25 protein-coding genes are annotated in these 23562 nt (G+C 69.4%); 9 read left to right on the top strand and 16 right to left on the bottom strand.

Going from position 1 to position 23562, the window contains the following annotated elements:
- Positions 1–6 precede the first annotated feature (6 nt).
- The 6 genes from DEH84_RS16810 to DEH84_RS16785 form a co-directional block, all read right to left on the bottom strand.
- Positions 7–660 carry an LPS-assembly lipoprotein LptE gene (locus DEH84_RS16810; RefSeq protein WP_109038015.1) on the bottom strand — a complete coding sequence of 218 codons (654 nt, stop codon included), beginning with the start codon at positions 658–660 and terminating at the stop codon, positions 7–9.
- A complete protein-coding gene (leuS, locus tag DEH84_RS16805) occupies positions 660–3386 on the bottom strand; it encodes a leucine--tRNA ligase (protein ID WP_109038014.1) in 2727 nt (908 codons plus the stop codon). The genes DEH84_RS16810 and leuS overlap by 1 nt, the downstream gene beginning before the upstream one ends.
- Positions 3387–3507: 121 nt before the next feature.
- A complete protein-coding gene (gene gstA / locus DEH84_RS16800; RefSeq protein ID WP_109038013.1) occupies positions 3508–4113 on the bottom strand; it encodes a glutathione transferase GstA in 606 nt (201 codons plus the stop codon).
- A gap of 82 nt (positions 4114–4195) precedes the next feature.
- Entirely contained in the window at positions 4196–5128 is a 933-nt protein-coding gene (locus DEH84_RS16795; protein WP_245932628.1) for an alpha/beta fold hydrolase, read from the bottom strand.
- Between the two features lie 103 nt (positions 5129–5231).
- Positions 5232–5663, bottom strand: coding sequence for a PACE efflux transporter (locus DEH84_RS16790; protein ID WP_245932627.1), 432 nt, complete (start codon positions 5661–5663; stop codon positions 5232–5234).
- A complete protein-coding gene (locus DEH84_RS16785; RefSeq protein ID WP_109038010.1) occupies positions 5660–6460 on the bottom strand; it encodes a DeoR/GlpR family DNA-binding transcription regulator in 801 nt (266 codons plus the stop codon). Before DEH84_RS16785 ends, DEH84_RS16790 begins: the two co-directional genes overlap by 4 nt.
- Positions 6461–6570: 110 nt before the next feature.
- On the opposite strand from DEH84_RS16785, the gene glpD reads away from it, so the two are divergent.
- Complete coding sequence (glpD, locus tag DEH84_RS16780) at positions 6571–8226, top strand: glycerol-3-phosphate dehydrogenase (RefSeq protein ID WP_109038008.1); 1656 nt, start codon at positions 6571–6573, stop codon at positions 8224–8226.
- A gap of 2 nt (positions 8227–8228) precedes the next feature.
- On the opposite strand, the gene DEH84_RS16775 is transcribed toward glpD, so the two are convergent.
- From DEH84_RS16775 to DEH84_RS16755, 5 genes are all read right to left on the bottom strand, one after another.
- On the bottom strand, positions 8229–9209 hold the full coding sequence (locus DEH84_RS16775) for a PaaI family thioesterase (protein ID WP_109038006.1): 981 nt from the start codon (positions 9207–9209) through the stop codon (positions 8229–8231).
- Positions 9210–9360: 151 nt separating this feature from the next.
- Positions 9361–9939: a YceB family lipoprotein gene (locus DEH84_RS16770; RefSeq protein ID WP_109038004.1), complete on the bottom strand. Its 579-nt coding sequence runs from the start codon at positions 9937–9939 to the stop codon at positions 9361–9363.
- Positions 9915–10445: a PIN domain-containing protein gene (locus tag DEH84_RS16765; protein ID WP_109038002.1), complete on the bottom strand. Its 531-nt coding sequence runs from the start codon at positions 10443–10445 to the stop codon at positions 9915–9917. Before DEH84_RS16765 ends, DEH84_RS16770 begins: the two co-directional genes overlap by 25 nt.
- Positions 10442–11575, bottom strand: coding sequence for a tRNA 2-thiouridine(34) synthase MnmA (mnmA, locus tag DEH84_RS16760; protein ID WP_109038000.1), 1134 nt, complete (start codon positions 11573–11575; stop codon positions 10442–10444). Before mnmA ends, DEH84_RS16765 begins: the two co-directional genes overlap by 4 nt.
- Positions 11576–11648: 73 nt before the next feature.
- Positions 11649–12203: an NUDIX hydrolase gene (locus DEH84_RS16755; protein WP_109037998.1), complete on the bottom strand. Its 555-nt coding sequence runs from the start codon at positions 12201–12203 to the stop codon at positions 11649–11651.
- Positions 12204–12508: 305 nt separating this feature from the next.
- Here DEH84_RS16755 and DEH84_RS16750 point away from each other — a divergent pair, with 305 nt between their 5' ends.
- The 5 genes from DEH84_RS16750 to DEH84_RS16730 all read left to right on the top strand — a co-directional run bounded on the left by DEH84_RS16750 (position 12509) and on the right by DEH84_RS16730 (position 16573).
- Positions 12509–13624, top strand: coding sequence for a Re/Si-specific NAD(P)(+) transhydrogenase subunit alpha (locus DEH84_RS16750; protein WP_109037996.1), 1116 nt, complete (start codon positions 12509–12511; stop codon positions 13622–13624).
- Between the two features lie 40 nt (positions 13625–13664).
- On the top strand, positions 13665–14030 hold the full coding sequence (gene panD, locus DEH84_RS16745; protein WP_109037994.1) for an aspartate 1-decarboxylase: 366 nt from the start codon (positions 13665–13667) through the stop codon (positions 14028–14030).
- Positions 14031–14121: 91 nt separating this feature from the next.
- Entirely contained in the window at positions 14122–14430 is a 309-nt protein-coding gene (locus DEH84_RS16740) for an NAD(P) transhydrogenase subunit alpha part 2 (protein WP_109037992.1), read from the top strand.
- Positions 14431–15885 (top strand): NAD(P)(+) transhydrogenase (Re/Si-specific) subunit beta, encoded by a 1455-nt coding sequence (locus DEH84_RS16735; RefSeq protein ID WP_109037990.1) that lies wholly within the window; start codon positions 14431–14433, stop codon positions 15883–15885. It begins immediately after the preceding gene.
- A 187-nt stretch (positions 15886–16072) separates the two neighbouring features.
- Entirely contained in the window at positions 16073–16573 is a 501-nt protein-coding gene (locus DEH84_RS16730; RefSeq protein ID WP_109037988.1) for a hypothetical protein, read from the top strand.
- Between the two features lie 4 nt (positions 16574–16577).
- On the opposite strand, the gene DEH84_RS16725 is transcribed toward DEH84_RS16730, so the two are convergent.
- Positions 16578–17252, bottom strand: a complete 675-nt coding sequence (locus tag DEH84_RS16725; RefSeq protein ID WP_179950596.1) for a hypothetical protein — start codon at positions 17250–17252, stop codon at positions 16578–16580.
- A gap of 128 nt (positions 17253–17380) precedes the next feature.
- On the opposite strand from DEH84_RS16725, the gene DEH84_RS16720 reads away from it, so the two are divergent.
- Entirely contained in the window at positions 17381–18094 is a 714-nt protein-coding gene (locus tag DEH84_RS16720) for a TetR/AcrR family transcriptional regulator (protein WP_159099017.1), read from the top strand.
- Positions 18095–18137: 43 nt separating this feature from the next.
- Here the strand turns inward: DEH84_RS16720 and DEH84_RS16715 are convergent, their stop codons facing one another.
- The 3 genes from DEH84_RS16715 to DEH84_RS16705 form a co-directional block, all read right to left on the bottom strand.
- Positions 18138–19628, bottom strand: a complete 1491-nt coding sequence (locus DEH84_RS16715; protein WP_109037984.1) for a flavin-containing monooxygenase — start codon at positions 19626–19628, stop codon at positions 18138–18140.
- Between the two features lie 213 nt (positions 19629–19841).
- Positions 19842–20867 carry a GGDEF domain-containing protein gene (locus tag DEH84_RS16710; protein WP_109037982.1) on the bottom strand — a complete coding sequence of 342 codons (1026 nt, stop codon included), beginning with the start codon at positions 20865–20867 and terminating at the stop codon, positions 19842–19844.
- Between the two features lie 51 nt (positions 20868–20918).
- Complete coding sequence (locus tag DEH84_RS16705; RefSeq protein ID WP_245932626.1) at positions 20919–21728, bottom strand: M90 family metallopeptidase; 810 nt, start codon at positions 21726–21728, stop codon at positions 20919–20921.
- 145 nt (positions 21729–21873) lie between these two features.
- On the opposite strand from DEH84_RS16705, the gene DEH84_RS16700 reads away from it, so the two are divergent.
- Both DEH84_RS16700 and DEH84_RS16695 read left to right on the top strand, forming a co-directional pair.
- A complete protein-coding gene (locus DEH84_RS16700) occupies positions 21874–22437 on the top strand; it encodes a sigma-70 family RNA polymerase sigma factor (RefSeq protein ID WP_109037978.1) in 564 nt (187 codons plus the stop codon).
- Positions 22438–22446: 9 nt separating this feature from the next.
- Positions 22447–23163, top strand: a complete 717-nt coding sequence (locus tag DEH84_RS16695) for an anti-sigma factor (RefSeq protein WP_109037976.1) — start codon at positions 22447–22449, stop codon at positions 23161–23163.
- Between the two features lie 9 nt (positions 23164–23172).
- On the opposite strand, the gene DEH84_RS16690 is transcribed toward DEH84_RS16695, so the two are convergent.
- Complete coding sequence (locus DEH84_RS16690; RefSeq protein ID WP_109037974.1) at positions 23173–23562, bottom strand: YkvA family protein; 390 nt, start codon at positions 23560–23562, stop codon at positions 23173–23175.

Here is a 23562-nt window from a genome sequence, read left to right as displayed (position 1 = left end):
CGGCGGTCAGCGGGCGCTGTCGCGCGAGGGCGTGACCGGCGTCGGCACGCGGCGGTCGACCTCCGGCGGGGCGGCCATCGGCTCGGGCGGCGAGGGCAGCTGGGCCGGCTCGATCGCGGCCAGGCGGCGCAGCACCTGGTTGACGATGTCGGTCTGCATGGCCTTCTGCAAGGCTTCGGACTCGTCCTGCTTGGCCAGCGCGTCCTGCTCGGTGTAGGTCAGGTCGTTGGCCATGGCGATGTCGCTGGCGGGCACGAGGATGCTGCCGTCACTGCGTCGCACCTGAAAGCGCAGCTTGATGCGGGCCGTCATGCCGCGGACCTGGCCGTAGCGGGTGGTGGAGCTGACCACCATGTCGCGCGTGTCGCCCAGGGCTTCGAAGACGATGTGGCCCACGGGCACGCTGGCGCTGGAGGCGGCCTGGGCCGCTTCCAGCGTGCTGCCCACCACGCGCACGCCGGTGTTCTCGAGGGCGCGGGCCAGCTCGGTGGCCAGCGGCGAGGTGCGCGCAAAGCCGGTCAGCTGGATGGTCTGGAAGGCCATGCCGTACTGACCGCGCATGCGAAAGCCACAGCCGGCAAGCGCCACGCCGCCCAGGCCCAGGCTCATCCAGCGAGCCAGCCAGGTGCGGCGCGAGACAGAAGTGGGGTGGGCTGCCATCAGATCACCACGTTGACCAGGCGGCCCGGCACCACGATGACCTTCTTGGCCGGCTTGCCCTCGGCAAACTTGGCGAAGTCCTCGCTGGCCAGCGCGGCGGCCTCGATGGCGGCCTTGTCGGCCTGCGGGCTGACCTTGATCGAGCCGCGCAGCTTGCCGTTGACCTGCAGCATCAGCTCGATCTCGTCCTGCACCAGGGCCGAGGCATCGACCTGGGGCCACGGGGTGTCCAGCAGGTCGCCCAGCTGTTCGGCGTAGCCGAGCTCGCTCCACAGCGCGTGCGCCAGGTGCGGCGTGGCCGGGTACAGCACGCGCACCAGGATGCCGAAGCCCTCGATCAGCGCGATCTGGCCATCGGGCGTGTCGCCGCCCTTGAAGCCTTCCAGCGCGTTGAGCATCTTCATCGCACCGGAGACCACGGTGTTGTACTGCATGCGCTGGTAGTCGTAGTCCACCTGCTTGAGCACGGTGTGGATCTCCAGGCGCAGCGCCTTGGCGTCCTTGCCGAAGGCCACGTCGGCCAGCTTGCCGGCACCCGCGGCGACGGGCAGCGTGCTGGCGAAGTCGAGGTTGCGCAGCTTCACGCCGAAGTTCCACACGCGGCGCAGGAAGCGGTAGCTGCCTTCCACGGCGGCGTCGTTCCACTCCAGCGTCAGCTCGGGCGGCGCGGTGAACATGGTGTACAGGCGGGCCGTGTCGGCGCCGTACTTCTCGATCAGCTCCTGCGGGTCGATGCCGTTGTTCTTCGACTTCGACATCGTGCCCACGCCTTCGTAGTCGATGGCGGTGCCCACGGGAAGCTGGCCGTCGGCGCTGTCGACGGCGTTGATGAGCCTGGCGCCCACCACCTTGCCGGCGTCGTCCATCACGTGCTCGACGTCATGGGGCCAGAAGTACTCCTTGCCACCCTTGGCAGTACGGCGCGAGTAGATGTGGTTGAGCACCATGCCCTGCGTGAGCAGCTTCTTGAAGGGCTCGTCCACCTTGATTAGGCCGAGGTCGCGCATGACCTTGGTCCAGAAGCGGGCGTACAGCAGGTGCAGGATGGCGTGCTCGATGCCGCCGATGTACTGGTCCATGCCGCCGTCGGCCATCCAGTAGTCGGTGCGGGCGTCGACCATGGCGCCTTGGTTGTCGGCACAGGTGTAGCGCAGGAAGTACCAGCTCGAGTCCACGAAGGTGTCCATCGTGTCGGTCTCGCGCTGGGCGGGCTTGCCGCACTTCGGGCAGCCCACGTTCAGGAAGTCGGGGCGCGACTTCAGCGGGTTGCCGCTGCCATCGGGCACCACGTCTTCCGGCAGGCGCACGGGCAGGTCCTGCTCGGGCACCGGCACCGGGCCGCAGTCGGCGCAGTGGATGATGGGGATCGGGGTGCCCCAGTAGCGCTGGCGGCTGATGCCCCAGTCGCGCAGGCGCCAGGTGGTCTTCTTCTCGCCCACGCCCTTGGCGATGAGGATCTCGGCGACCTTGTTGACGGCGTCCTTGTGGCCCAGGCCATCGAGTTCGCCCGAGTTGACGCACACGCCCTTGAGCTTGTCGCCGTACCACTCTTGCCAGGCTTCGGTCGAGAAGGTTTCGCCTTCCACGGCGATGACCTGCTGGATCGCGATGCCGTACTTCTTCGCAAAGGCGAAGTCGCGCTCGTCGTGCGCAGGCACGCCCATCACGGCGCCGTCGCCATAGGACATCAGCACGTAGTTGCCGACCCAGACTTCGACCTGCTGGCCGGTGATCGGGTGGGTGACGAACAGGCCGGTGGGCACGCCCTTCTTCTCTTGCGTGGCCAGCTCGGCCTCGGTGGTGCCGCCGGTCTTGCACTCGTCGATGAAGGCCTGCACTTCGGGCTTGGTGGCAGCGGCGTGCAGGGCCAGCGGGTGCTCGGCCGCCACGGCGCAGAAGGTCACGCCCATGATGGTGTCGGCGCGCGTGGTGAAGACCCACAGCTGGCCGTTGTTGATCAATGCACCCGAAGCGTCCTTGATGTCGTGCGCGAACGCAAAGCGCACGCCCTCGGACTTGCCGATCCAGTTCTCCTGCATCAGGCGCACGCGCTCGGGCCAGCCGGCGAGGTAGTTCTTGTCCTCGGGGTTGGCCACGGCGCTCAGGAGCTCGTCGGCGTACTTGGTGATGTTCAGGTAGTAGCCGGGGATCTCGCGCTTCTCGACTGGCGCGCCCGAGCGCCAGCCCTTGCCGTCGATCACCTGCTCGTTGGCCAGCACGGTCTGGTCGACCGGGTCCCAGTTCACCGTCTGCGTGCGGCGCTCGCAGATGCCGGCTTCCAGCATCTTGATGAACAGCCACTGGTTCCATTTGTAGTACTCGGGCTGGCAGGTGGCGATCTCGCGCGACCAGTCGATCGCCAGCCCCATCGCCTTCATCTGCTTCTTCATGTAGGCGATGTTGTCGTACGTCCAGGCGGCGGGCGGCACCTTGTTCTTGAGCGCGGCGTTCTCGGCGGGCAGACCGAACGCGTCCCAGCCCATGGGCATCAGCACGTTGTGACCGTTCATGCGCAGGTAGCGCGTGAGCATGTCGTTGATCGTGTAGTTGCGCACGTGGCCCATGTGCAGCTTGCCCGAGGGGTAGGGCAGCATCGAGCAGGCGTAGAAGGCCTTCTTCGACGTGTCCTCGGTGACCCGATAGGCATCGGCGTCGGCCCAGTGCTGCTGGGCACGGGCTTCGACGGCACGCGGGTCGTAGGTCTGGGTTTCGTTGTGTGCGCTCATGGGACGACGTGGGCGGTGGGCCGCCAAGACAAGAGCAGGCCGGCGCCCGCCATGGGGTGCCGGCCTGTGGAATCACGGATCCAGGGATTATAGGAACCGGGCGCACGGCCCGGCGCCCGCCTTACGCCAGTCCTTCGGCCTTCAGCGCCCGCTGCACCGCCGGGCGTGCGCCCACGCGGGCCTGGAAGGCCTGCAGCTGGGGCCACGGGGTCAGGTCCAGCTTGATGAGCCGGGCCCAGCCCAGCACGACGAACAGGTAGATGTCGGCCACGCTGTAGCCCTCGGGCAGCAGGTATTCGCGGCCAGCCAGTTCGGTGTTGATGTAGCCCAGACGCCGTTCCAGGTTGGCCCTCGCGGCATCCTTCATCTCGGGCGTGGAGTCGGGCTTGAAGAAAGGCGTGAAGCTCTTGTGCACCTCGGTGCCGATGAAGGTCAGCCAGCTCTGCAGCTGGTAGCGCGCCAGCGTGCCGTTGGCCGGGGCGAGCTGCTTGTCGGGCACCTGGTCGGCCAGGTACTGCACGATGGCCGGGCCTTCGGTCAGCAGCACGCCGTTGTCCAGCACCAGGGCCGGCACGTAACCCTTGGGGTTGATTTCGCTGTAATCGGCGCCGCTGGCCGTGGTCTTCTTGCGCAGGTCGACCTGCTCGGTCTCGAACGGCAGACCGGATTCTTCCAGCACGATGTGCGGCGACAGCGAGCAGACGCCAGGTGAGAAATAAAGCTTCAAGGGGGATCTCCTCAGGTGAAGAAGGCAGGGCGATTGTCTGCCGCCTGCGCAATTCCCATCGGGGCGTCAGGGCTTGTGTCGATCAGGCCTTGATGCGCTGGCGTCCGGTCTGGCGCTGCTGCCGCTCCACCCGGCGCACGAAGCCGCGCACCAGGCGCGCGAACAGCGCTGGCTGCTGCAGCGGCAGCCAGTGGCCGGCATCCACCTCGACCCGGTGCAGCTGCGGCACCCAGCGTGCCAAGTGGGCCGGGTCGCTCAAGGCCGGGCCGACAAAGCGGTCGCGCAGGGGCACGATGACCTGCACCGGGGCGTGCGCGTGGCGGTCGCCCGGCCCCAGCAGCCGGGGCAGCATGTTGGCGCGGTAAAGCCGCATGCCGCGCACGCCGTCGGCGGTCTGGCCGGCGCGTTGCTCTGCCGGCGTGCGCTCCAGCCAGCGCAGCCAGCGCGACCAGTGCGGTCCCATCACCGTGTGCCACATCACGGTGGGCAGCACCGGCAGGTGGAAGAAGGCGATGTACCAGGAGCGCAGGCCCTGCATCAGGTACTGCGCCAGGTGGCGGGGCGTGGGGCGGCGCAGGCGGTCGCGCATCCAGTGGCCGGCGTGGTCGAGGCAAGGCCCCGAGCAACTGGAGTAGGACGCAATGCGGCCCCGCAGGGTCGGGTCGGTCACGGCCTCCCAGCCCTGGATCGAGCCCCAGTCGTGCGCCACCAGGTGCACGGGTCGGTCGGGGCTGGTGGCGTCGATCACGGCGCGCAGGTCGGCCACCAGGCGCGGCAGGCGGTAGTCGGCGGTGCGGGCGGGCACGAACGAGGCGCCCGCGCCGCGCACGTCGTAGGCGACGACATGCCACTGGTCGGCCAGCAGCGGCGCGATCTTCGACCAGATGCCGCTGTGATCGGGGTAGCCGTGGATGAGGACGATGGTGCTGCGCCCGCTTTCACCCCATTGCTGCACGGCCAGCGGGCCGTCGGGACCGGAAACGAGGCGGGTGCGGGGGACGAGGGCGGAGGGCATGGGCGGAGACCTCGAGGGGAAACCGCCCATGGTAGGGACCTGCTGGCGTCATGGGGGCTGCGACGGCGACGTTCGGGGCGCCCGCACGACGCCCCACCCCGTTTCAGTGCGCTGACGCCGGCAATCCGAAGAGGTGATCGAACACCCAGTTGAAGCAGAAGGTGTAGACGAGGAACAGCGCCACCAGCCCGAGGTCGGTGAGAAAGGCGTCCCACCAGCCCATGTCGAGCGACCAGGCGATCACGGGCAGGGTCATCATCACCAGCCCGCCTTCGTAGCCGATCGCGTGCAGCGCGCGCCGGCGCGGCGTGCGTCGGCGGTCGGTCTGCCGCCGCTCCCACGCCTCGAACAGCGTGTTGAAGGCCATGTTCCACAGCACGGCGATCACCGAGCAGGCGATGGCGAACGGCCCGGTTTCGGCCAGGCCCTTGCCGGTGACCGGCTGCATCAGCACGGCCAGCATCAGGATGGCGACGCCTTCGTACAGGGTGGCGTGAACGACCTTGCGCCGGACGCCTTGCATGCCGGCGCTCATGGCGCGATCGTCAGGGCGACGTCCCATTCCTGCAGCAACTGGGGGAAGGGCGGCGGGGGCAGGGCTTCGGTGAACACGCGGCGCATGTCCTTCAGGTGGCCGACGCGGGCGAGCGCGGTCTGGCTGAACTTGCTGACGTCGGCGACCAGCCAGGTGGCGCGGGCCTGGGCCTGCATGGCCTGCGCAACGGGCAGTTCGCGCTGGTCGCGGTCGCGCAGGCTGCCGTCGGGGTCGATGCCCAGCGTGGTCTGGATGGCCAGGTCGACCTTGAACTGCCTGAGGAAGTCGACCGTGCTGTCGCCTTCCATGGCGCTGTCGCGCGAGCGCAGCGTGCCGCCGGCCACGTGCACCTTGCAGTCGCGGTGCTCGTTGAGCACCTGGGCCACGTGGAGGTTGTAGGTGACGACGGTGAGGCCCGGTCGGTTCAGCAGCTCGCGGGCCACGGCCTCGACGGTGGTGCCCACGCCCAGCATCAGCGTGGCGCCCTCGGGGATGGCGGCCACCACCGAACGGGCGATGCGCGCCTTGGCGTCGGCCTGCATGGCCTGCCGCTCCTTCCAGGCGCCCACGCGGGCGGGCTCGCGGGGCAGGCTGACGCCGCCATGAAAGCGCGCCAGCAGCCCGGCGTCGGCCAGGCGCTGCACGTCGCGGCGCACGGTCTGCATCGTCACGTCCAGGCGCTGGGCCAGGCGTTCGACGGACACCGCGCCCCGCGCGCGCACCTCTTCCAGCAGCGCCATCTGACGCGGGTTGGGGCTCCAGGGGGCGGCCGGGCGGATCGGGCTGTTGTCGCTCATCCGGTCGAGGGTATCCGAAAAAATCCGAACACAAAAGAAGACAAACGCGCACTCAGGGGTCATCGGCTTGCAGTCCAATGGGAGCTCTTCCGCGCTGGAGCCCGCTGCCCATGTCGATGCTGTCGTCGCTTGCCTCTTCGCCCGATGAGGCCGTGGACCACCTCTGTGATGTGCTGGTGGTGGGCGGGGGCCTGCATGGCACGGCCGTGGCCCGCGATCTGGCCGGCCGTGGCTGGCGCGTGGCGCTGTGCGAGCAGGACGACCTGGCAGCCCATGCGTCGGGCGCGACCGGCAAGCTGGTGCACGGCGGGCTGCGCGAGCTGGCCCGGCTCGACCTGGGCGGAATGGGCCGGGCCGTGCAGGAGCGCGCCCGCCTTCTGCAGTGTGCGCCCCACCTGATGACGCCGGTGCGTTTGCTGATGCCGCACGACGACGGCATGCGCACCGGTGCGCTCATCCGGCTGGGGCTGTGGTGGCACGACCGGTTGGCCGCAGGCAGCGGGCTGCCTCCCAGCGAAGCGGTCGCCTTGCGTCGCTCTCGACTGGGCGCTTCGCTGCAACCCGCCTGGACGCGCGCCTTCGTTTACACCGAAGTGATGGCCGACGACGCACGGCTGGCGACGCTGTGCGCCCGCGACGCGGCCGAGCGCGGTGCACTGGTGCTGACGCGCACCCGTTGCGACAGTGCGGTGGCCCAGGGTGGCGGCTGGCGCGTCAGGCTGGTGCGCCGGCACCCGGAAGACGGCCGCGTCGTGCAGCGGCTGACCGTTCAGGCACGGGTGGTCGTGAACGCCGCCGGGGCCTGGGCGTCGTCGGTCCTCAGTGGGGTCTTGCAGGTGCCGCCCGCAGCGGTTGCGCGCAAGGGAGGCGAGCCGCCTGGCCTCACGTGGCTGAAAGGCACCCACATCGTCGTGCCCCGCTGTGTGGAGCATGACCACGGCTGCGTGTTCCACACACGCGGCGGGCGCTTCATTTTCGCGCTGCCTTACGAGCGTCACTTCACCCTGATCGGTGCGGCCGAGCAGCCGCACGATGGCCCGCCCGACGGCGTGGCGGCCGAGCCGGACGAGGTCATGGCCCTGTGTCAGGAGGCGAGCCGCTATCTGCGCCGGCCGGTGCAGCCGGGCGACGTGGTGTGGTCCTATGCCGGCCTGCGCGGTGCACTGAAGGCGCCGGGGCGGGGCGAGGAGGGCGCGCACGGTCGGCACCAGCTCCAGCTTCACGCCCGACCGGCTCCGGTGCTCACGGTGTGGGGCGGCAGCCTCTCGTCGTTCCGGCTGCTGGCCGAGCAGGCGGCCGACCAGGTGGGCGACCTGCTGGGCGAACGGCGTCTGGCATGGACGGCGGACGCAGCCCTTCCTGGCGGGCAGTTGGGCGAACTGCTCGACCACACGGTGTCGCCCGAACTGGATCTGATCGCCTTCCAGTCCCGGTTGCGGCAGGTTCACCCCTGGCTGCCGCTGCCGCTGCTGCGCCGCTGGACGCGGGCCTATGGCAGCCGGGTGCTGCGCCTGCTCGACGGCATGCGGGGGCGCGACGACCTCGGCACCGAGGTGCTGCCCGATCTGTTCGAGGCCGAGCTGTACCACCTGCGCCGCCACGAGTGGGCCCTCACGGCCGACGACGTGCTGTGGCGGCGCAGCAAGCTGGGGCTGCACACCACCGTCGCCCAGCATGCGGCGCTGGCCGACTGGTTCGCGCGCCAGCACGCGGGCTGTGAGGGGCAGCCCGATGCCGCCTGGCTGTCGAGCGCGGCGGTGGCCTGACGTCAGTCGGTGTCGCGCGGCATCAGGCAGTGGCCGCGTGCCTGGGCCACGGGGCGCTGGGGGTCGTCCTGCCAGATGTTGACCTGCACCAGGGCCACACGGTTGCCCTGACGCACGGTCGTGCCCTGCACGAACGTGTCGACCGGCTTGGCCGAGCGCAGGTAGGCAATGGCGAAGTCCACGCCGCGCGGCGCGCCCTGCAGACCCGGGTTGGTGGCCAGCAGATGCAGGATCATGCCGGTCTCGCCGAAGCCGGCCAGCACGCCGCCATGCAGCGCGGGCAGGATCGGGTTGCCGATCAGCTCCGGCTTGAAGGGCATGCGGAACACCGGGCCGGCGTCGATCTGCGGCTGCTGGCGCACATCGAGGAAGTCCACATACGGCGAGCGGCCCGGCGGGATGGCGCGCGTTTCCGGCATGTCGGCCGGCTCGCTGCGAAACACCTGGCTGGGCTCGATGCTGGCAGGCGACCCGAGCGAGGCCGCAGCCTGTGCGGGGCTCACGGGCAGGTTCGGTGCGGGCGCGGCCCCACCCCCGGCGCGGCGCTTGTTGGCGGTGGCCCGCATGAAGGTCGCGTTCACCATGGCCACCGGTTCGGCCCGGCCCGGCTGGAACAGCTCGCCCCGCACAAAGGCCACGCTGCGCGACAGACGATGGCACTCGGCGCGGCACACGATTTCTTCGTTGGCCACGGCCGGGCGCAGGTAGTCCATGCGCAGATCCAGCGTGGCGAACGGCTCGATCTCGGCCAGTGCCGTGCCCACCGCCACGCCGCACGCGGTGTCGGCCAGCACGCTCAGCACGCCGGGGTGGATCAGCCCGCGCTCGGTGTCACCCGTCCAGGTGTCGCGCGCGGGCAGGCCCAGGCCGGCGCGGCCCTCGCCGATCTCGGTGACATACATGCCGGAGGCCTGCGCGTACGGGATGCCCTTGATGAAGGCTTCCACCCATTGCAGGCGGCCGTTGTTCGAAAAGATGTCCATGGCGCGTCGGTGTCGGAACAGCGAAAACCGGCATTGTCCACAGCGGGTCAGCCTGTGGCCGCGCCGGTCCGCAAAAGGTAATGGCGCGTTCCGTCACGGTAAGCGCCGTGCACCGGGCTCGCAAGCGCCGGGCTGGGACTGGCGCAGCGTGTCAGCGGCGCGGCTGCAGGTCGATGGCCAGCCCGGTGTCGGTCACGCGCAGGCCGCCCACCTCGTAGCCCATGCGGTCGGCGGTGCGCAGGTCTTCCGGCTTGAACTGGTGGATCACCTGGTCCTGCAGGCGTTCCTCGGCCAGCCAGGCGCCCAGGCGGGTCAGCTGCTGGCGCGCCGCCGCCGGCAGCCCGTTCACATTGATCTCCTCGACGCGGACCTGGCTCAGGCGCACGCTCAGGTCCTGAGGCTCGTAGCGCAGCCCGAAGCTCAGCGCCACCTTGCCGGTGTAGGCCTGCCCCATCAGCAGGTCGCGCGCCTGCAGCGGCACGGCGGCCAGCACCCGGTTGGCCTGCGGCTGCAGCGTCAGCTCGGGCAGGCCGGCCTGCACGTCCAGCAGGTTGAGGAGCCGCTTGGTGCTCGGGAAGCGCTGGCCCAGCTTGCGCAGCAGCTCCTCGCGGGTGATGACCACGGTGCGCGGGCCCAGCAGGCTGGCGCATCCCGCCACGGTGAGGGCCGCGGGCAGCGCAGTCAGGGACAGCAGGCGGCGTCGGGTCAGGCAGGCAGCGGCGTGGTGCATGGCGGTCGGTCCGGTGAGAGGGGTGTGGGCGGTGCGTCCAGCGGGCGCAGGCTGGCGCCGTGCCGGGCCACCCAGTCCTGCAGGCTCAGCACGCGCAGGCCCGTCAGGCGGCGGGCGCGCCCGGCGAGTTTCAGCAGGGCAGCGTCTTTCGTGAACAGCCAGGTGGCGCCCACGTGCAGCGCCAGGTCGATGAAGACCTGGTCATCGGGGTCCTTGCAACGCAGTGGGCCCCGGGGCGGCTCGGCCACCCGCTCGGCGTGGTCGAACACCGTGGTCGTCAGCGCCGGGTCGGGCTGCCAGCGGGCAAAGGCACTGCGCGGCCACACGTGGTGCCACTCGGTTTCCATGGCGGCACTCGCCAGCCAGCGCAGTGTGCCGGCGGCGAGCGCCTCGGCCACCGGTGTGGCCGCCGGGTCCTTGAACACGCGCCAGTCGAGGAGGGCGTTGGTGTCGAGGATGGCAATGGGCGGGCGATGAGCGCCATCCGTCAGTGGGCGCTCACTCATGCGGCGCCCGTGATCACGCCGCCACCCAGGCACACCTCACCGGCGTACAGCACGGCCGACTGGCCCGGCGTGACCGCCCACTGGGCTTCCGGAAAGTGCAGGCTGATCTGGCTGGCGCTGGCCGCCGTCACGGCGCAGGGTGCGTCGGCCTGCCGGTAGCGCGTCTTCGCGCCCACACCGGCCTGACCCACCTGCGGCCCGCGGCCGTCGACCCAGCTCAGGTCGTCTGCCGCCAGCGTGTGTTGCAGCAGCCAGGGGTGGTCGTGGCCCTGCACCACGTACAGCGTGTTGGAGGCCATGTCTTTGCGCGCGACGAACCACGGGTCGTGCTCGCCGCCGCCGCGTGGCGCACCCTTTTCCTTCACGCCACCGATCCCGATGCCCTTGCGCTGCCCCAGCGTGTAAAAGCTCAAGCCCACGTGTTCGCCCAGCTTGCGGCCGCGGTCGTCCTTGATCGGGCCGGGCTGGTTGGCCAGGTAGCGGTTGAGGAACTCGCGGAAGGGGCGCTCGCCGATGAAGCAGATGCCGGTCGAGTCCTTCTTCTTCGCGTTGGGCAGCCCGATTTCGGCCGCGATGCGGCGCACTTCGGTCTTGGGCAACTCGCCCACCGGGAACATCGTCTTGCTCAGCTGGGCCTGGTTCAGCCGGTGCAGGAAGTAGCTCTGGTCCTTCAGCGGGTCGAGCCCCTTGAGCAGCTCGAAGCGCTGGCCGCCCTCGTACGACGCATCGGCCACGCCGCGCACGCGGGCGTAGTGCCCGGTGGCGATCTTCTCGGCGCCCAGCCGCATGGCGTGGTCCAGAAAGGCCTTGAACTTGATCTCGGCATTGCACAGCACGTCCGGATTCGGCGTGCGGCCGGCCTGGTATTCGCGCAGGAACTCGGCGAAGACGCGGTCCTTGTAGTCGGCCGCGAAGTTCACGTGCTCGATCTCGATGCCGATCACGTCGGCCACCGAGGCGGCATCCAGAAAGTCCTGGCGCGACGAGCAGTATTCGCTGTCATCGTCGTCTTCCCAGTTCTTCATGAAGATGCCGATGACCTCGTGACCTTGCTGCTTCAACAGCCAGGCGGTGACGGCGGAATCGACGCCGCCGCTGAGGCCGACGACCACGCGATGCTTGAGACTCATGGAATCACCAAAAGCGACAGCCGCCACGCGGGCGGCTGGATCAGGAAACAGGGCGGCGGCGCGCGCCGGGCGCTCAGGCCTCGCGGTGGTGGGCCGGGGCGCTGAAGACGCTGTCGTGCACCGTCAGGATGCCGAGAGGATAACGCTGGCCGGCCAGGTAGGCCTCGATGCACTCGAGGACCAGCGGGCTGCGGTGGCGCTCGGGGCAGGCGCGGATCTCGTCGGCGGTCATCCACACCGTGCGGACGATGCCTTCGTCGAGCTCCAGCGCCGGGTCGGCCTCGGAGACCGAGCCGAAGAAGGCCAGGCGCAGGTAGGTGATGTCTTCACCCGTGCGCGTGCGCCGGAAGCGGGACATGTACATCCCCAGAAAACCTTCCGGCGTGAAGTGCCGGCCGGTTTCTTCCAGCGCCTCGCGCACGGCGGCTTCGACCGGCGACTCGCCCGGATCGAGGTGCCCTGCGGGGTTGTTCAGCAGCAGACCGTCGGAGGTGTCTTCCTCGACCAGCAGAAAGCGCCCGTTGCGCTCGATCAGCGCGGCCACGGTGACATTGGGCTTCCACCGCACCTTCGGCGCGTGGACCGGCTTGGGCAGAGGCGCCGCCTCCAGGATGTCTGCGGTGTTCATGGCCGTGGGATTATCCGTCAAGCCTGTGACGAACGTGTGGCAATCTGCCTGATGCCCCACCGAATGGGCGGGATGGCCCGCGTTTTCCGGACGGGCCGACGTTGCCTGGGCAAGCCGCCCTGCGCGGCGCAACTGACAACAAATGTTCCCAGATGTGCGGCAGCCCGCGCACGAAAAGCGAACGACCGTGCGATCGAGGGCCCGAAGGGACGCGAGCGCGCCACAAACCTTGTGTATGCTGACACGTTTGGTAAAGACAAGCGCCGTCCCTGTCCGCGGGCGGTTCTGACCAGTAGGAGACTCGAATGCTGATTGGCGTGCCCCTGGAAACGCTCGCGGGTGAAACCCGTGTGGCGGTGACCCCCGAGACCGTCAAGAAACTGAAGGCCCAGGGCCACACCCTGAAGGTGCAATCGGGTGCCGGCGTGGCCGCCAGCGTGACCGACGACGCCTATGTGGCCGCCGGCGCCGAGATCACCGACGCGGCTGGCGCGCTGGGCGCGGACATGGTGCTCAAGGTGCGCAGCCCCTCGGCCGAAGAGCGCACGCTGATGAAGCCGGGCGCCGTGCTGGTCGGCATGCTCAATCCGTTCGACAAGGACGGCCTGCAGGCCCTGACCGACACGAAGCTGACCGCCTTTGCGCTGGAGGCCGCGCCGCGCACCACCCGTGCGCAGAGCATGGACGTGCTTTCCTCCCAGGCCAACATCGCCGGCTACAAGGCCGTGATGATCGCCGCCGACAAGTACCAGCGCCTGTTTCCGATGCTGATGACGGCTGCCGGCACCATCAAGGCCGCCCGCGTCGTGATCCTGGGTGTGGGCGTGGCCGGCCTGCAGGCCATCGCCACGGCCAAGCGCCTGGGTGCCGTGATCGAAGCCTCGGACGTGCGCCCCTCGGTGAAGGAGCAGGTCGAGTCGCTGGGCGCCAAGTTCATCGACGTGCCGTACGAAACGACCGAAGAAAAGGAAGCGGCCGAAGGCGTGGGCGGTTACGCCCGCCCGATGCCGCAGTCGTGGCTGGACCGCCAGAAGGCCGAAGTGGCCAAGCGCGTGGCCGCCGCCGACATCGTCATCACCACCGCCCTGATTCCGGGCCGTGCCGCCCCCGTGCTGGTGACTGAAGAGATGGTCAGGTCGATGAAGCCGGGTTCGGTCATCGTCGACCTGGCCGCCCCGGCCGGCGGCAACTGCCCGCTGACCGAAGCCGGCCAGACGGTGGTCAAGCACGGCGTCACGCTGGTGGGTGAAACCAACCTGCCCGCGCTGGTGGCCGCCGACTCGTCGTCGCTGTACGCCCGCAACGTGATTGATTTCCTCAAGCTCGTCTTCAACAAGGAAGGCCAGTTCCACGTCGACCTCGAAGACGACATCGTCAAGGCATGCCTGATGTGCCGCGACGGCCAGCTGCTGCGCGCTTGAGCAGTTCCCGACAAGCGCAATTCCCGAGAGATTGAAGACCATGCAACGCGTCATGCTGCGTGCCAAGCTGCACCGAGCCACCGTCACCGAAGCCATCCTGGATTACGAAGGGTCGTGCGGCATCGATGAAGACCTGATGGACGCCGCCGACATGAAGGAGTTCGAGTACATCGAGCTCTACAACGTCAACAACGGCGAGCGCTTTTCCACCTACATCATCAAGGCGCCGCGCGGCTCGGGCACGATCTCGTTGAATGGCGCGGCGGCCCGCAAGGCCACGGTGGGCGACCTGCTCATCATCTGCACCTACGCGCCGATGAGCGAGGCCGAGATCAGCACCTACAAGCCCAAGGTCGTGCTGCTGGACGCCGGCAACGCGATCAAGGAAATCCGCAAGTTCGACTGACCGGCGTGCCGGTCCGGCCGGCCGAGGCGCCCGCACGAGGCGCCAGCCCGGCCCCCCGTTTTTCAACTTCCCCTGCCCAGGAGACAACGCGATGGAAGCCATTTCCCACGTCGTCATCAACCTGACCATCTTCGTGCTGGCCATCTATGTGGGCTATCACGTGGTCTGGAACGTGACCCCCGCCCTGCACACGCCGCTGATGGCCGTGACCAACGCCGTGTCGGCCATCGTGATCGTGGGCGCCATGCTGGCTGCCGCGCTGACGGTGACCACGCTGGGCAAGGTCATGGGTGTGCTGGCCGTGGCGCTCGCTGCGGTCAACGTGTTCGGGGGCTTCCTCGTCACCCGGCGCATGCTCGAGATGTTCAAGAAGAAAGACAAGAAGGCAGGAGGCAAGTAAATGAGCATGAACCTGATCGCCCTGCTGTACCTGGTCGCCTCGGTGTTCTTCATCCAGGCCCTCAAGGGCCTGAGCCATCCGACGACCTCCATCCGCGGCAACGTGTTCGGCATGACCGGCATGACGATTGCCGTGCTGACCACGATCGGCCTGATCCACGGCCAGGCTCAGGCGCTGAGCCTGAACTTCGGCGCCGGCATTGGCTACGTGCTGGCCGGCCTGGTGATCGGCGGCGGCGCTGGCGCCATCATGGCCAAGCGCGTCGAGATGACCAAGATGCCCGAGTTGGTCGCCTTCATGCACAGCATGATCGGCCTGGCCGCGGTGTTCATCGCGGTGGCCGTGGTGGCCGAGCCGTACGCCTTCCAGATCACCGCCAAGCCCATTGGTGATGCGCTGGCCGAGATCCCGGTGGGCAACCGCCTGGAGCTGGCCCTGGGGGCCGCCATCGGTGCCATCACCTTCTCGGGCTCGGTGATCGCGTTCGGCAAGCTGAGCGGCAAGTACAAGTTCCGCCTGTTCCAGGGCGCCCCGGTCATCTTCAAGGGCCAGCACATGCTGAACCTGGTGCTGGGCCTGGTGGCGCTGGCGCTGATCGGCGGCTTCATGGCCACGCAGCGCATGGACCTGTTCGTTGCGTTGATCGTGCTGAGCTTCATCCTGGGCGTGCTCATCATCATCCCGATCGGCGGCGCCGACATGCCGGTGGTGGTGTCCATGCTCAACAGCTATTCGGGCTGGGCTGCCGCCGGCATCGGCTTCTCGCTGAACAACCCGATGCTGATCATTGCCGGTTCGCTGGTGGGCTCGTCGGGTGCGATCCTGAGCTACATCATGTGCAAGGCGATGAACCGCTCGTTCTTCAACGTGATCCTGGGTGGCTTCGGTGGCGACGCCGGTGCGGCCGCCATCGGTGGCGCGCAGCAGCAGCGCAGCGTCAAGAGCGGCTCGGCCGACGACGCCGCCTTCGTGCTGGGCAACGCCGAAACCGTGGTGATCGTGCCGGGTTACGGCCTGGCCGTGGCCCGCGCGCAGCACGCCGTGAAGGAGCTGGCCGCCAAGCTGACCGAAAAGGGCATCAGCGTGAAGTACGCCATCCACCCGGTGGCGGGCCGCATGCCGGGTCACATGAACGTGCTGCTGGCCGAGGCCGAGGTGCCGTACGACCAGGTCTTCGAGATGGAAGACATCAACGGCGAGTTCGGCCAGGCCGACGTGGCCATCATCCTGGGCGCCAACGACGTGGTGAACCCGGCGGCGCACGTCAAGGGCAGCCCGATCTACGGCATGCCCATCCTCGAGGCCTACAAGGCCAAGACCGTGATCGTGAACAAGCGCTCGATGGCCAGCGGCTACGCCGGCCTCGACAACGAGCTGTTCTACATGGACAAGACCATGATGGTGTTCGGCGATGCCAAGAAGGTGGTCGAGGACATGGTGAAGGCCGTGGAGTGAGCCGGCTGGCCTGAATCGGGCCACCGCCTTTCCACGCCGAAACCGGGCCTTGTGCCCGGTTTCGCCATTTCAGTGCGGCCGTTCACGATGCCGGTCAGCATGTCGCGGGTTCTTCCCGAGCCAGGTGCCAGGGGCGATGTGGGAAGCTTCGCGGCTCACGAAGTACGCATTCAGGAGAACCACTTCGGTGGCACGCTTTACCAAGACCCAGCTGGGCCGCGAGGAGATCGCGGCGCGCAAGATGGCGTTCGATCGCCCCACGCGCAACCTGTTGTTGATCATCGATCCGTCCCGGGACGGGGAAGACTGGCTGCAGATGGTGCACGGCGCCGAAGCCGGTGCCCTGGCCGCGCTGGAGGAGGCCGGGCTCATCGAACGGGCCCAGGCGCCGGCAGCGTCGGCTGCGGCCCCCGCCCGTTCCTCCCGGTCCGAGCGCGGCGAGGACAGCGTCCTGCGACCGCCGGGTGAGACCAGCCTCGACGAGACCGCCCTCTATGAGCGGCTCAATGGCGTGGTCAAGGCGCAGCTCGGCCTGGTGCAGGGTCTGCGCATGACGCTGGCCATCGAGCAGGCCGACGGGCACGAGGCGCTGTGCGCCGTGGCCCGACAGGTGATTGCCACGGTGCGCGAGCACCGTGGCGAGGCCGCGGCGGCCTCAGCCTCCTGGACGCTGGGCTTCGAGGCCTGACGCGTCAGCGCCGGACCTGCGCGCTCGCACTGGCGTCGGCGGACGCCGGGGCGGATGCGGAAGGCATCGGCGTGGGGGCCTCGCTGGACGGAGGCGTGATCGGGGCGGAGGCCGCGGCGGTCAGGGCCGGCTTGGGCTCCGGCACGGCCGGTGTGCAGCCCTGCCCCTGTCGCAGGCCCTTGAGGTAGGCGCGCCGCATCGTGCCGGCCGTGATGGCGCTGCCGACGCGCTTGCTGTGGCGTTCGGCGCCGGAGAGCTTGCGCACCCAGCTCCGGAAGGGCACGAAGCCTTCGACCGTGCGCCGCACGGCCGACACCGAGGCGTCTTCCGCCATGTCGACACCCTGGTCGAGCAGGTCGGTGTCCTTGCCGTTGCGAGGGCGGTCGACGTCGGGGCCCAGTGCGTCGTCGAGCGCCCCGATCATCTCGTTGAGGTGGGCGCAGGTGAGGTCGCCCGGCACGGCATAGGGCCCAGCGGTGGCTTCCTTGAGCGCCGCAGGAATCTCGGTCTGCACGAGGTTGAGGTCACCCAGCGGCGTCATGGCCGCGTGGCCCATGCGGTTCGTCACCCCCGCATCCTGTGCGCGCTGCCGGTTGGTGTCCGGGCCTTTGGGCAGCATCGAGCAGGCGCCGAGCAGCAGCAGGCTGGCGAGGGCAAGGGCGCGGGGCAGGGCAGACATCGGCATGGCAGTGGGCAGCTGTTCAGGGTCGCATCATGCCGTGTCGCCGGTGCGGTGTGGCGGGCGTCGCCCCTCGGAGGGGGCGGGGTGCGGCTCGGATGCACGCTTGCTGCGACAATCCGCACCCCATGCGTCACCCCACCGAGTCCGAAGTGGCCGCCGTCGAAGCGGTCGACACGCTGGCCGCACCCGCGCGCCCGGTGCGCCGTGCGCCCCGGCAGTCCCGCGCGCGTCGCCTGACCGAGTTGGTGCTGCAGGCCACGGCCGAGGTGCTGCGCACCCGCGGGCATGCGGGCCTGAGCACGAACGAGGTGGCTCGCCAGGCGGGTGTCAGTGTGGGCGCCATCTACCAGTACTTCCCGGACAAGGCGGCCTTGCTGGCGGCCCTGCGACAGCGGCATGCCCACGACATGGGCGAAGCGATGCGGGATGCGTGGCAGGCCGCTGCGCCGGCCTCGCTGGCCGAGGCGGTGGCGGCGCTGGTGCGGGGGCTGTTTGCGGCCCACGCGCTCGACCCGGTCCTGCACGCCCTGCTGGAAGCCGACGCGCCCTTCGTGGACCTGCCGCCGCTGACGGCGCTGGCGCAAGAGGAAGCGGCCGACGCGCTGATGCAGCCCGGCGCCTGGTGGGCCGTCTGGCGTTCTGCGCTGGCAGGGCTCCTCGGCCCTGGCGTGTCGCTCGATGTGGCGGCCTGGGTGTCGCTGCAGATGGCCGATGGGCTGGCCCACACCGCCTGGGTGACGGCGGCGCGGCGGCCGCTGCCCTTTGCCGTGGGCGCGCTGGAATCGGCGGCCGTGCAGGCGGTGCAGGCTTACCTGAACGACGTGACCCGGCCAGCGTGACGGCGGCGCTCCCCGGCGACCGCCCGCCTGAAGGCCACGCTGCTCAGGCTGCGAGGCGCGGTTTGCCGGTGGCTCCGGTGGCGGCGTGCGGCTTCTTGAACTGCATCACGCCGTCTTCCAGTTTGCCGTTGCGCAGCTGGTCCATGTCGAGCGCGTAGTTCTGATAGAGCTTCCACGGCGCGCGGTCGGCGCCCTTGGGCAGGTGGGCCTCGGCGCGGGCCACGTAACCGGAGGTCATGTCGAGCAGTGGCGCAGGCTGCACGTTCGGGTCCTTGCGCTCGGCCACGGCGATCGGGGTGCCGGTCTTGTCCATGTGCTTGAGCAGACGGCAGACGTACTCGGCAATCAGGTCGGCCTTCAGCGTCCACGAGGCGTTGGTGTAGCCCAGCGTGTTCGAGAAGTTCGGGATGTCGCTGAACATCAGCCCCTTGTACGAGATGTGCTGGTTCATCTGGATGGCCTGGCCGTCCACGCTGATCTGCATGCCGCCGAACAGACGCAGGTTCAGACCCGTGGCCGTGACGATGATGTCGGCTTCCAGCACCTGGCCGGACTTCAGCAGGATGCCGTTGTCGACGAAGCGGTCGATGTGGTCGGTCACGACACTGGCCTTGCCCTTGCGGATGGCCTTGAACAGGTCGCCATTGGGGACGGCGCACAGGCGCTGGTCCCAGGGGTTGTAGGGCGGCGTGAAGTGCTTCATGTCGAAGTTCGGGCCGACCTGGGCCTTCACCTGCTTGAGCAGCAGCTTGCGCATGAAGTTGGGGTATTTGCGCGAGAGCTTGAAGATGCCCTGGGTGATGAAGTTGTTGCGCGCACGGCTGATGTTGTAGACCGTCATCGCGGGCAGGAACTTCAGCAGGAAGCGCACCATCGGGTCGAACTGCGGCACCGAGATCACGTAGCTCGGCGTGCGCTGCAGCATGGTCACCATCCTGGCCTTGTCCGTCATCGAGGGGATGAGGGTGATGGCGGTGGCGCCGGAGCCGATGACGACGACGCGCTTGCCGCTGTAGTCGAGGTTCTCGGGCCAGAACTGCGGGTGGATCACCTGCCCCTTGAAGGTGTCGCGGCCCTTGAACTCGGGCGTGAAGCCTTCTTCGTAGTTGTAATAGCCCGAGCACATCATCAGCCAGCCGCAGGTGAGCTGCACGGTTTCGCCTGACGTCTTCTGCACCGTCACGGTCCAGGTCGCGGTCTCGCTGTGCCAGTCGGCCGAGGCCACCTTGCTGCCGAAGCGGATGTGGCGTTCGATGTCGTTCTCGCGGGCCGTTTCCGCGATGTAGTTGCGGATGCGGTGGCCGTCGGCGATGACCTGCTTCTCCGTCCAGGGCTTGAAGTTGTAGCCCAGGGTGTACATGTCGGAGTCGGAGCGGATGCCGGGGTAGCGGAACAGGTCCCAGGTGCCGCCGATGGTGTCACGCCCTTCGAGGATGGCGAAGGTCTTGCCGGGACACTGGGTCTTGAGGTGGCGGGCCGCGCCGATGCCGGACAGGCCGGCGCCAACAATCAGGACGTCAAAGTGTTCGGACATGCGGGGGCTCCTGCGACACGGCGGTCGGTGAGGGGAGGGCCGGCAGAGGGCCGCCGCAGGGAACTCAGGAGGGTGCAGGCGGGCTCGTGACCGACCCCCGTTGAACGGGGGGAACGAGCCGGACTCTATATTTGAAACGCCGCGTTGTCAAAATGGCTGGCCCTTGTGCAGGGGTGGTCGTGCGACACCGCCGCCCACCCGCAGGAGCGGGTTTCACCGGATGCCGATGAAGAGCTTCCAGCGCTTTTCGTTCTCGCGCTTGGCTTCGAACAGGGCCTGGTCGGCCTGCGCGAGCAGGGTGCGGGGGCTGTCGACGTCGTCGTCGTAGGCGGCGATGCCCACCGAGATGCCCACGCCCACGGTGTCGCCCGATGAAAGCGCGATCGGGTTGGCGACGGCCCGCACGATGCGTCGTGCCAGCACCTGGGCGTCGTCGCGGCCGCCGTGGCGCATCACCACACCGAACTCGTCGACGCCGAAGCGGGCCACGACGTCGCCCGTGCGCACCTGCGCCTGGATGCGCTCGGCCACGGCACGCAGCACTTCCACGCCAGCGGCATGGCCGAAGCCGTCGTTGACCTCCTTGAAGCCGTCGAGGTCCATGACGAGCACGGTGAAGGGTTCGCCGCGGCGCATGGCGTGGGCCAGCTCGACCGTCAGGGCCTGGTCGAAGTGGGCGCGGTTGGCGAGCCCGGTGAGCGGGTCCGTGATGGCCTGGCGGGCGAGGGTGCGGCGCTGCGCGTGGGCATCGATGGCGTGCCAGCTCAGGCGGGCGATGTCGGTCAGGGCCTGGCGCTGGCCGGCTTCGAGCCCGCGGGCCTCGGGCGCGGCCACGCAGATGACGCCGAGCACGTGGCCGGCTTCGTCTTCGATCGGCGCGCCAGCGTAGAAGTGCCAGTCGGGCAGCATCTGACGCACCGGGTGGTCACGAAAACGCGGGTCTTCGGTCAGGTCGGGCACGCACAGCAGGCCACCGAGCGCGCGGGCTGTGTCGTCCGCCAGACTGGCTTCGAGCGGCAGGGCGGCGTGGGCCACTCCCACGCGGGCCTTGAACCACAGCCGGTCGCGGTCGAGCAGGCCAATGGCGGCCACCGGGGTGCCGCAAGCATGAGCGGCCAGGCGGGCCAGCGCATCGAAATCGGGTGCCGGCGGCGTGTCGAGGATGGCGTGGTCGTGCAGCGCGTCGAGGCGCTCGGCTTCGTCGGGGCTCAGGGCGGTGTCAAGCGGGATGGAGGGCATGGCGCAACCTTGCGGGGATTGCCAGCCTTATCGGCCGGATCGGGCCGGAACTCAAGCGGCGGCCCAGCGGGCCGGGTCCAGCCGGTAGAAGCGTTGGAGTTGCGCGTAGAGCGCCGGTTCCCCCTCTGCGAGTTGCGCCGCCTGCTCGAAGAAGGCCTCGCTGGCCACGGCAAAGAACTCGCACGGGTCGGTGGCGCCGTAGGGGTCGAGCAGCGTGGCGGCGTCCCGGTCGGCCGCGTCCACCAGGCGGTGGTAGGCCTCGCCCAGCACGGCGGCCCAGTCGTGGCCGGAGGGCGGCGCTTCGAGGTCGACGCTGAGGCCGTGGGCATCATCGAGCTGGTGGGCGAACTCGTGGATCACCACGTTGTAGCCGTCGTCCGGCACGGCGGCGCTGTCCAGCGTGTCGGCCCACGACAGCACGACCTGGCCTTCGTGCCAGGACTCGCCCGCGCGGGCTTCCTCGCCATCGGACACCACGCCGGCCCGGTCCTGGTGGCGCAGGCGCACCACGAAGGCATCGGGGTACAGCAGGATCTGGCGCACGCGGTCGTAGTCGCTGTCGTCGCGGCCGAGGATGGGCAGGCAGGCCAGGGCGGCCACGGTGACGCGCATCTCTTCGGTGACCTCGAGCCCGCGGCAGCCGATGAAGGCCTTGTCGGCCAGGAAGACGCGCATGCGGGCGTGCAGGGTGGCCTGCAGGGGCGCGGGCAGGCGGGCGACCAGGGGCACGCGGCGCTGCAGGATGCGCAGCCAGAAGGGCGGCAGGGGCTGGGCGCGCAGCCGCCGGCGCTGGCGGGCGACCCACAGCGGGCGGCCCACCAGCACGGCGAGGACCAGCACGGTGAGGATCAGCAGCAGCACGGACGGAGGTGGAAGCGGGGACGCGAGGATGCTACCCCACGGTATCCCCCGCATTTGAGGGGGTTGGGTCTGCATCTGCCCGGGCGCGCCGCGCGTAACGCATTCAGCCCGGCACCGGATCCCATTCTTGATGAGCCCCCTCCTCATGCCCACCCTCTTGCGTGCTCCGTCTCCCCCCGACCCTGACGGGTTCGACTACGAATCCGCGCTGGAAGCGTGCGCGCGGGGCGAGCGCTTTGCGCTGCAGTCGCTGTATGAGCGCGAGGCCCGATGGTTGCTGGCGGTGGCGATGCGCATCGTCCGGGACCGCGACCTCGCCCACGACGTGCTGCAGGATGCCTTTCTGCAGATCTGGCAGCGGGCGGGCCTTTTTCAGCGTGCGCTGGGATCCGGCCGGGGGTGGATCTACACGGTGGTGCGCCATCGGGCGCTCGATGCGGTGCGCCGACGGCAGCCCGAGCCGGCCGGGGATGCGGTGGCCGACTTCGTGGACACCGCGGTGGACGACGACGGCCACCCGGTGCATGACGAGCAGGCGCTCGACCGCTGTCTGGCCCAGCTGGAGGGCACCCGGCGGCAGTGCGTGGTCGATGCCTATGTGGAGGGCTACACGCACGCGCAGATCGCCCAACGCGTGGGGCGGCCGGTGGGCACGGTGAAGTCGTGGATCCGGCGCAGTCTGGTGGCCTTGAAGGCCTGCCTGAGCTGAGGGGGCGCCATGCACGAGCATCACGAGCGCATTGCCGATGCCGGCGAGTACGTGCTGGGCACGTTGGGCTTCGCCGAGCGTCAGGCCGTGGAACGCCGCCTCGCGCGTGAGCCGGTCTTGCTGGCCGAGGTCTACAGCTGGCAGGACCGGCTGCTGGGCCTGCACGCCCACACCATGCCGATGGCCGTGCGGCCCGGCGTGTGGTCGCGCATCGAGTCGCAACTGGGGCCGCACCCCGCAGCGGCCCCGGTGGGTGCGGCGAACGACCCGAGCTGGCGCAGCCTGCGCTTCTGGCGTCTGGCAGCCGGCTGCGGACTGGCCGCGTCCCTGGTGCTGGGCAGCCTGCTGGGGCTGCAGCGGTGGCCGGGCACGGCTCCGAGCCCCGGGCCCCGCTACCTGGTGCTGCTGCAGGCGCCCGGCGCGCACGACACCGGCTGGGTGGTGGAGGCCGCGGCGGGGGGCATGGTGCGGCTGGTGCCGGTGGGGCCGACGGCCGCGGTGCCGCCCGGCAAGACACTCCAGTTCTGGACCAAGCCGGAAGGCGCTTCACGGCCGACGTCGCTCGGGCTGGTGCGCGCGGGGCAGGTGGTCGAGGTGCCCGCTGCGCAGTTGCCCGGGCTGGGCGCACGGCAACTGTTCGAGCTGACGCTGGAGCCGGAAGGCGGCTCGCCGGTGGGGCGGCCCACCGGGCCCATCCTGTTCGTGGGCCGTGCGCTGACGCTGTAGGCCGGGGGCTCAGGAGGCCATCCGGCCCCACAGCCACCAGCCGAACGCCGCGGCGCCCACCACCCAGATGAGGATGAACAGCCCCGCCATGGCGGCCACGCGGGGCAGCCGCTCGGTGAGGGCGTCGGCGCGCGCGCGGGCATCGGCCAGCACCGCGGGCGGCAGCAGCCGCACGATGAGCCAGATGCCCAGTGGCACCAGGATCACGTCATCCAGGTAACCGAGTACCGGGATGAAATCGGGGATCAGATCGATGGGGCTGAGGGCGTAGGCGGTGACGGCCAGGGCCAGCAAGCGCACGCTGGTCGGGGTGCGCGGGTCGCGGGCGGCGAACCACACCAGCGCGACGTCGCGTTTCATGCGGCGCGCCCAGGTGCGCAGGCGATCGAACAGGCTCAT

The sequence above is a fragment of the Aquabacterium olei genome (assembly GCF_003100395.1).
In the GTDB taxonomy this organism is placed as follows: domain Bacteria; phylum Pseudomonadota; class Gammaproteobacteria; order Burkholderiales; family Burkholderiaceae_C; genus Aquabacterium; species Aquabacterium olei.
This window is presented reverse-complemented; position numbering and strand designations above follow the sequence as displayed.

What these genes read in the sequence shown, in the direction of transcription:
- DEH84_RS16810 (WP_109038015.1), bottom strand. Translation starts at nt 660, where the DNA reads ATGGCAGCCCACCCCACTTCTGTCTCGCGCCGCACCTGGCTGGCTCGC.
- leuS (WP_109038014.1), bottom strand. Translation starts at nt 3,386, where the DNA reads ATGAGCGCACACAACGAAACCCAGACCTACGACCCGCGTGCCGTCGAA.
- DEH84_RS16795 (WP_245932628.1), bottom strand. Translation starts at nt 5,128, where the DNA reads ATGCCCTCCGCCCTCGTCCCCCGCACCCGCCTCGTTTCCGGTCCCGAC.
- DEH84_RS16790 (WP_245932627.1), bottom strand. Translation starts at nt 5,663, where the DNA reads ATGAGCGCCGGCATGCAAGGCGTCCGGCGCAAGGTCGTTCACGCCACC.
- DEH84_RS16785 (WP_109038010.1), bottom strand. Translation starts at nt 6,460, where the DNA reads ATGAGCGACAACAGCCCGATCCGCCCGGCCGCCCCCTGGAGCCCCAAC.
- glpD (WP_109038008.1), top strand. Translation starts at nt 6,571, where the DNA reads ATGTCGATGCTGTCGTCGCTTGCCTCTTCGCCCGATGAGGCCGTGGAC.
- DEH84_RS16775 (WP_109038006.1), bottom strand. Translation starts at nt 9,209, where the DNA reads ATGGACATCTTTTCGAACAACGGCCGCCTGCAATGGGTGGAAGCCTTC.
- DEH84_RS16770 (WP_109038004.1), bottom strand. Translation starts at nt 9,939, where the DNA reads ATGCACCACGCCGCTGCCTGCCTGACCCGACGCCGCCTGCTGTCCCTG.
- DEH84_RS16765 (WP_109038002.1), bottom strand. Translation starts at nt 10,445, where the DNA reads ATGAGTGAGCGCCCACTGACGGATGGCGCTCATCGCCCGCCCATTGCC.
- mnmA (WP_109038000.1), bottom strand. Translation starts at nt 11,575, where the DNA reads ATGAGTCTCAAGCATCGCGTGGTCGTCGGCCTCAGCGGCGGCGTCGAT.
- DEH84_RS16755 (WP_109037998.1), bottom strand. Translation starts at nt 12,203, where the DNA reads ATGAACACCGCAGACATCCTGGAGGCGGCGCCTCTGCCCAAGCCGGTC.
- DEH84_RS16750 (WP_109037996.1), top strand. Translation starts at nt 12,509, where the DNA reads ATGCTGATTGGCGTGCCCCTGGAAACGCTCGCGGGTGAAACCCGTGTG.
- panD (WP_109037994.1), top strand. Translation starts at nt 13,665, where the DNA reads ATGCAACGCGTCATGCTGCGTGCCAAGCTGCACCGAGCCACCGTCACC.
- DEH84_RS16740 (WP_109037992.1), top strand. Translation starts at nt 14,122, where the DNA reads ATGGAAGCCATTTCCCACGTCGTCATCAACCTGACCATCTTCGTGCTG.
- DEH84_RS16735 (WP_109037990.1), top strand. Translation starts at nt 14,431, where the DNA reads ATGAGCATGAACCTGATCGCCCTGCTGTACCTGGTCGCCTCGGTGTTC.
- DEH84_RS16725 (WP_179950596.1), bottom strand. Translation starts at nt 17,252, where the DNA reads ATGTCTGCCCTGCCCCGCGCCCTTGCCCTCGCCAGCCTGCTGCTGCTC.
- DEH84_RS16720 (WP_159099017.1), top strand. Translation starts at nt 17,381, where the DNA reads ATGCGTCACCCCACCGAGTCCGAAGTGGCCGCCGTCGAAGCGGTCGAC.
- DEH84_RS16715 (WP_109037984.1), bottom strand. Translation starts at nt 19,628, where the DNA reads ATGTCCGAACACTTTGACGTCCTGATTGTTGGCGCCGGCCTGTCCGGC.
- DEH84_RS16710 (WP_109037982.1), bottom strand. Translation starts at nt 20,867, where the DNA reads ATGCCCTCCATCCCGCTTGACACCGCCCTGAGCCCCGACGAAGCCGAG.
- DEH84_RS16700 (WP_109037978.1), top strand. Translation starts at nt 21,874, where the DNA reads ATGCCCACCCTCTTGCGTGCTCCGTCTCCCCCCGACCCTGACGGGTTC.
- DEH84_RS16695 (WP_109037976.1), top strand. Translation starts at nt 22,447, where the DNA reads ATGCACGAGCATCACGAGCGCATTGCCGATGCCGGCGAGTACGTGCTG.
- DEH84_RS16690 (WP_109037974.1), bottom strand. Translation starts at nt 23,562, where the DNA reads ATGAGCCTGTTCGATCGCCTGCGCACCTGGGCGCGCCGCATGAAACGC.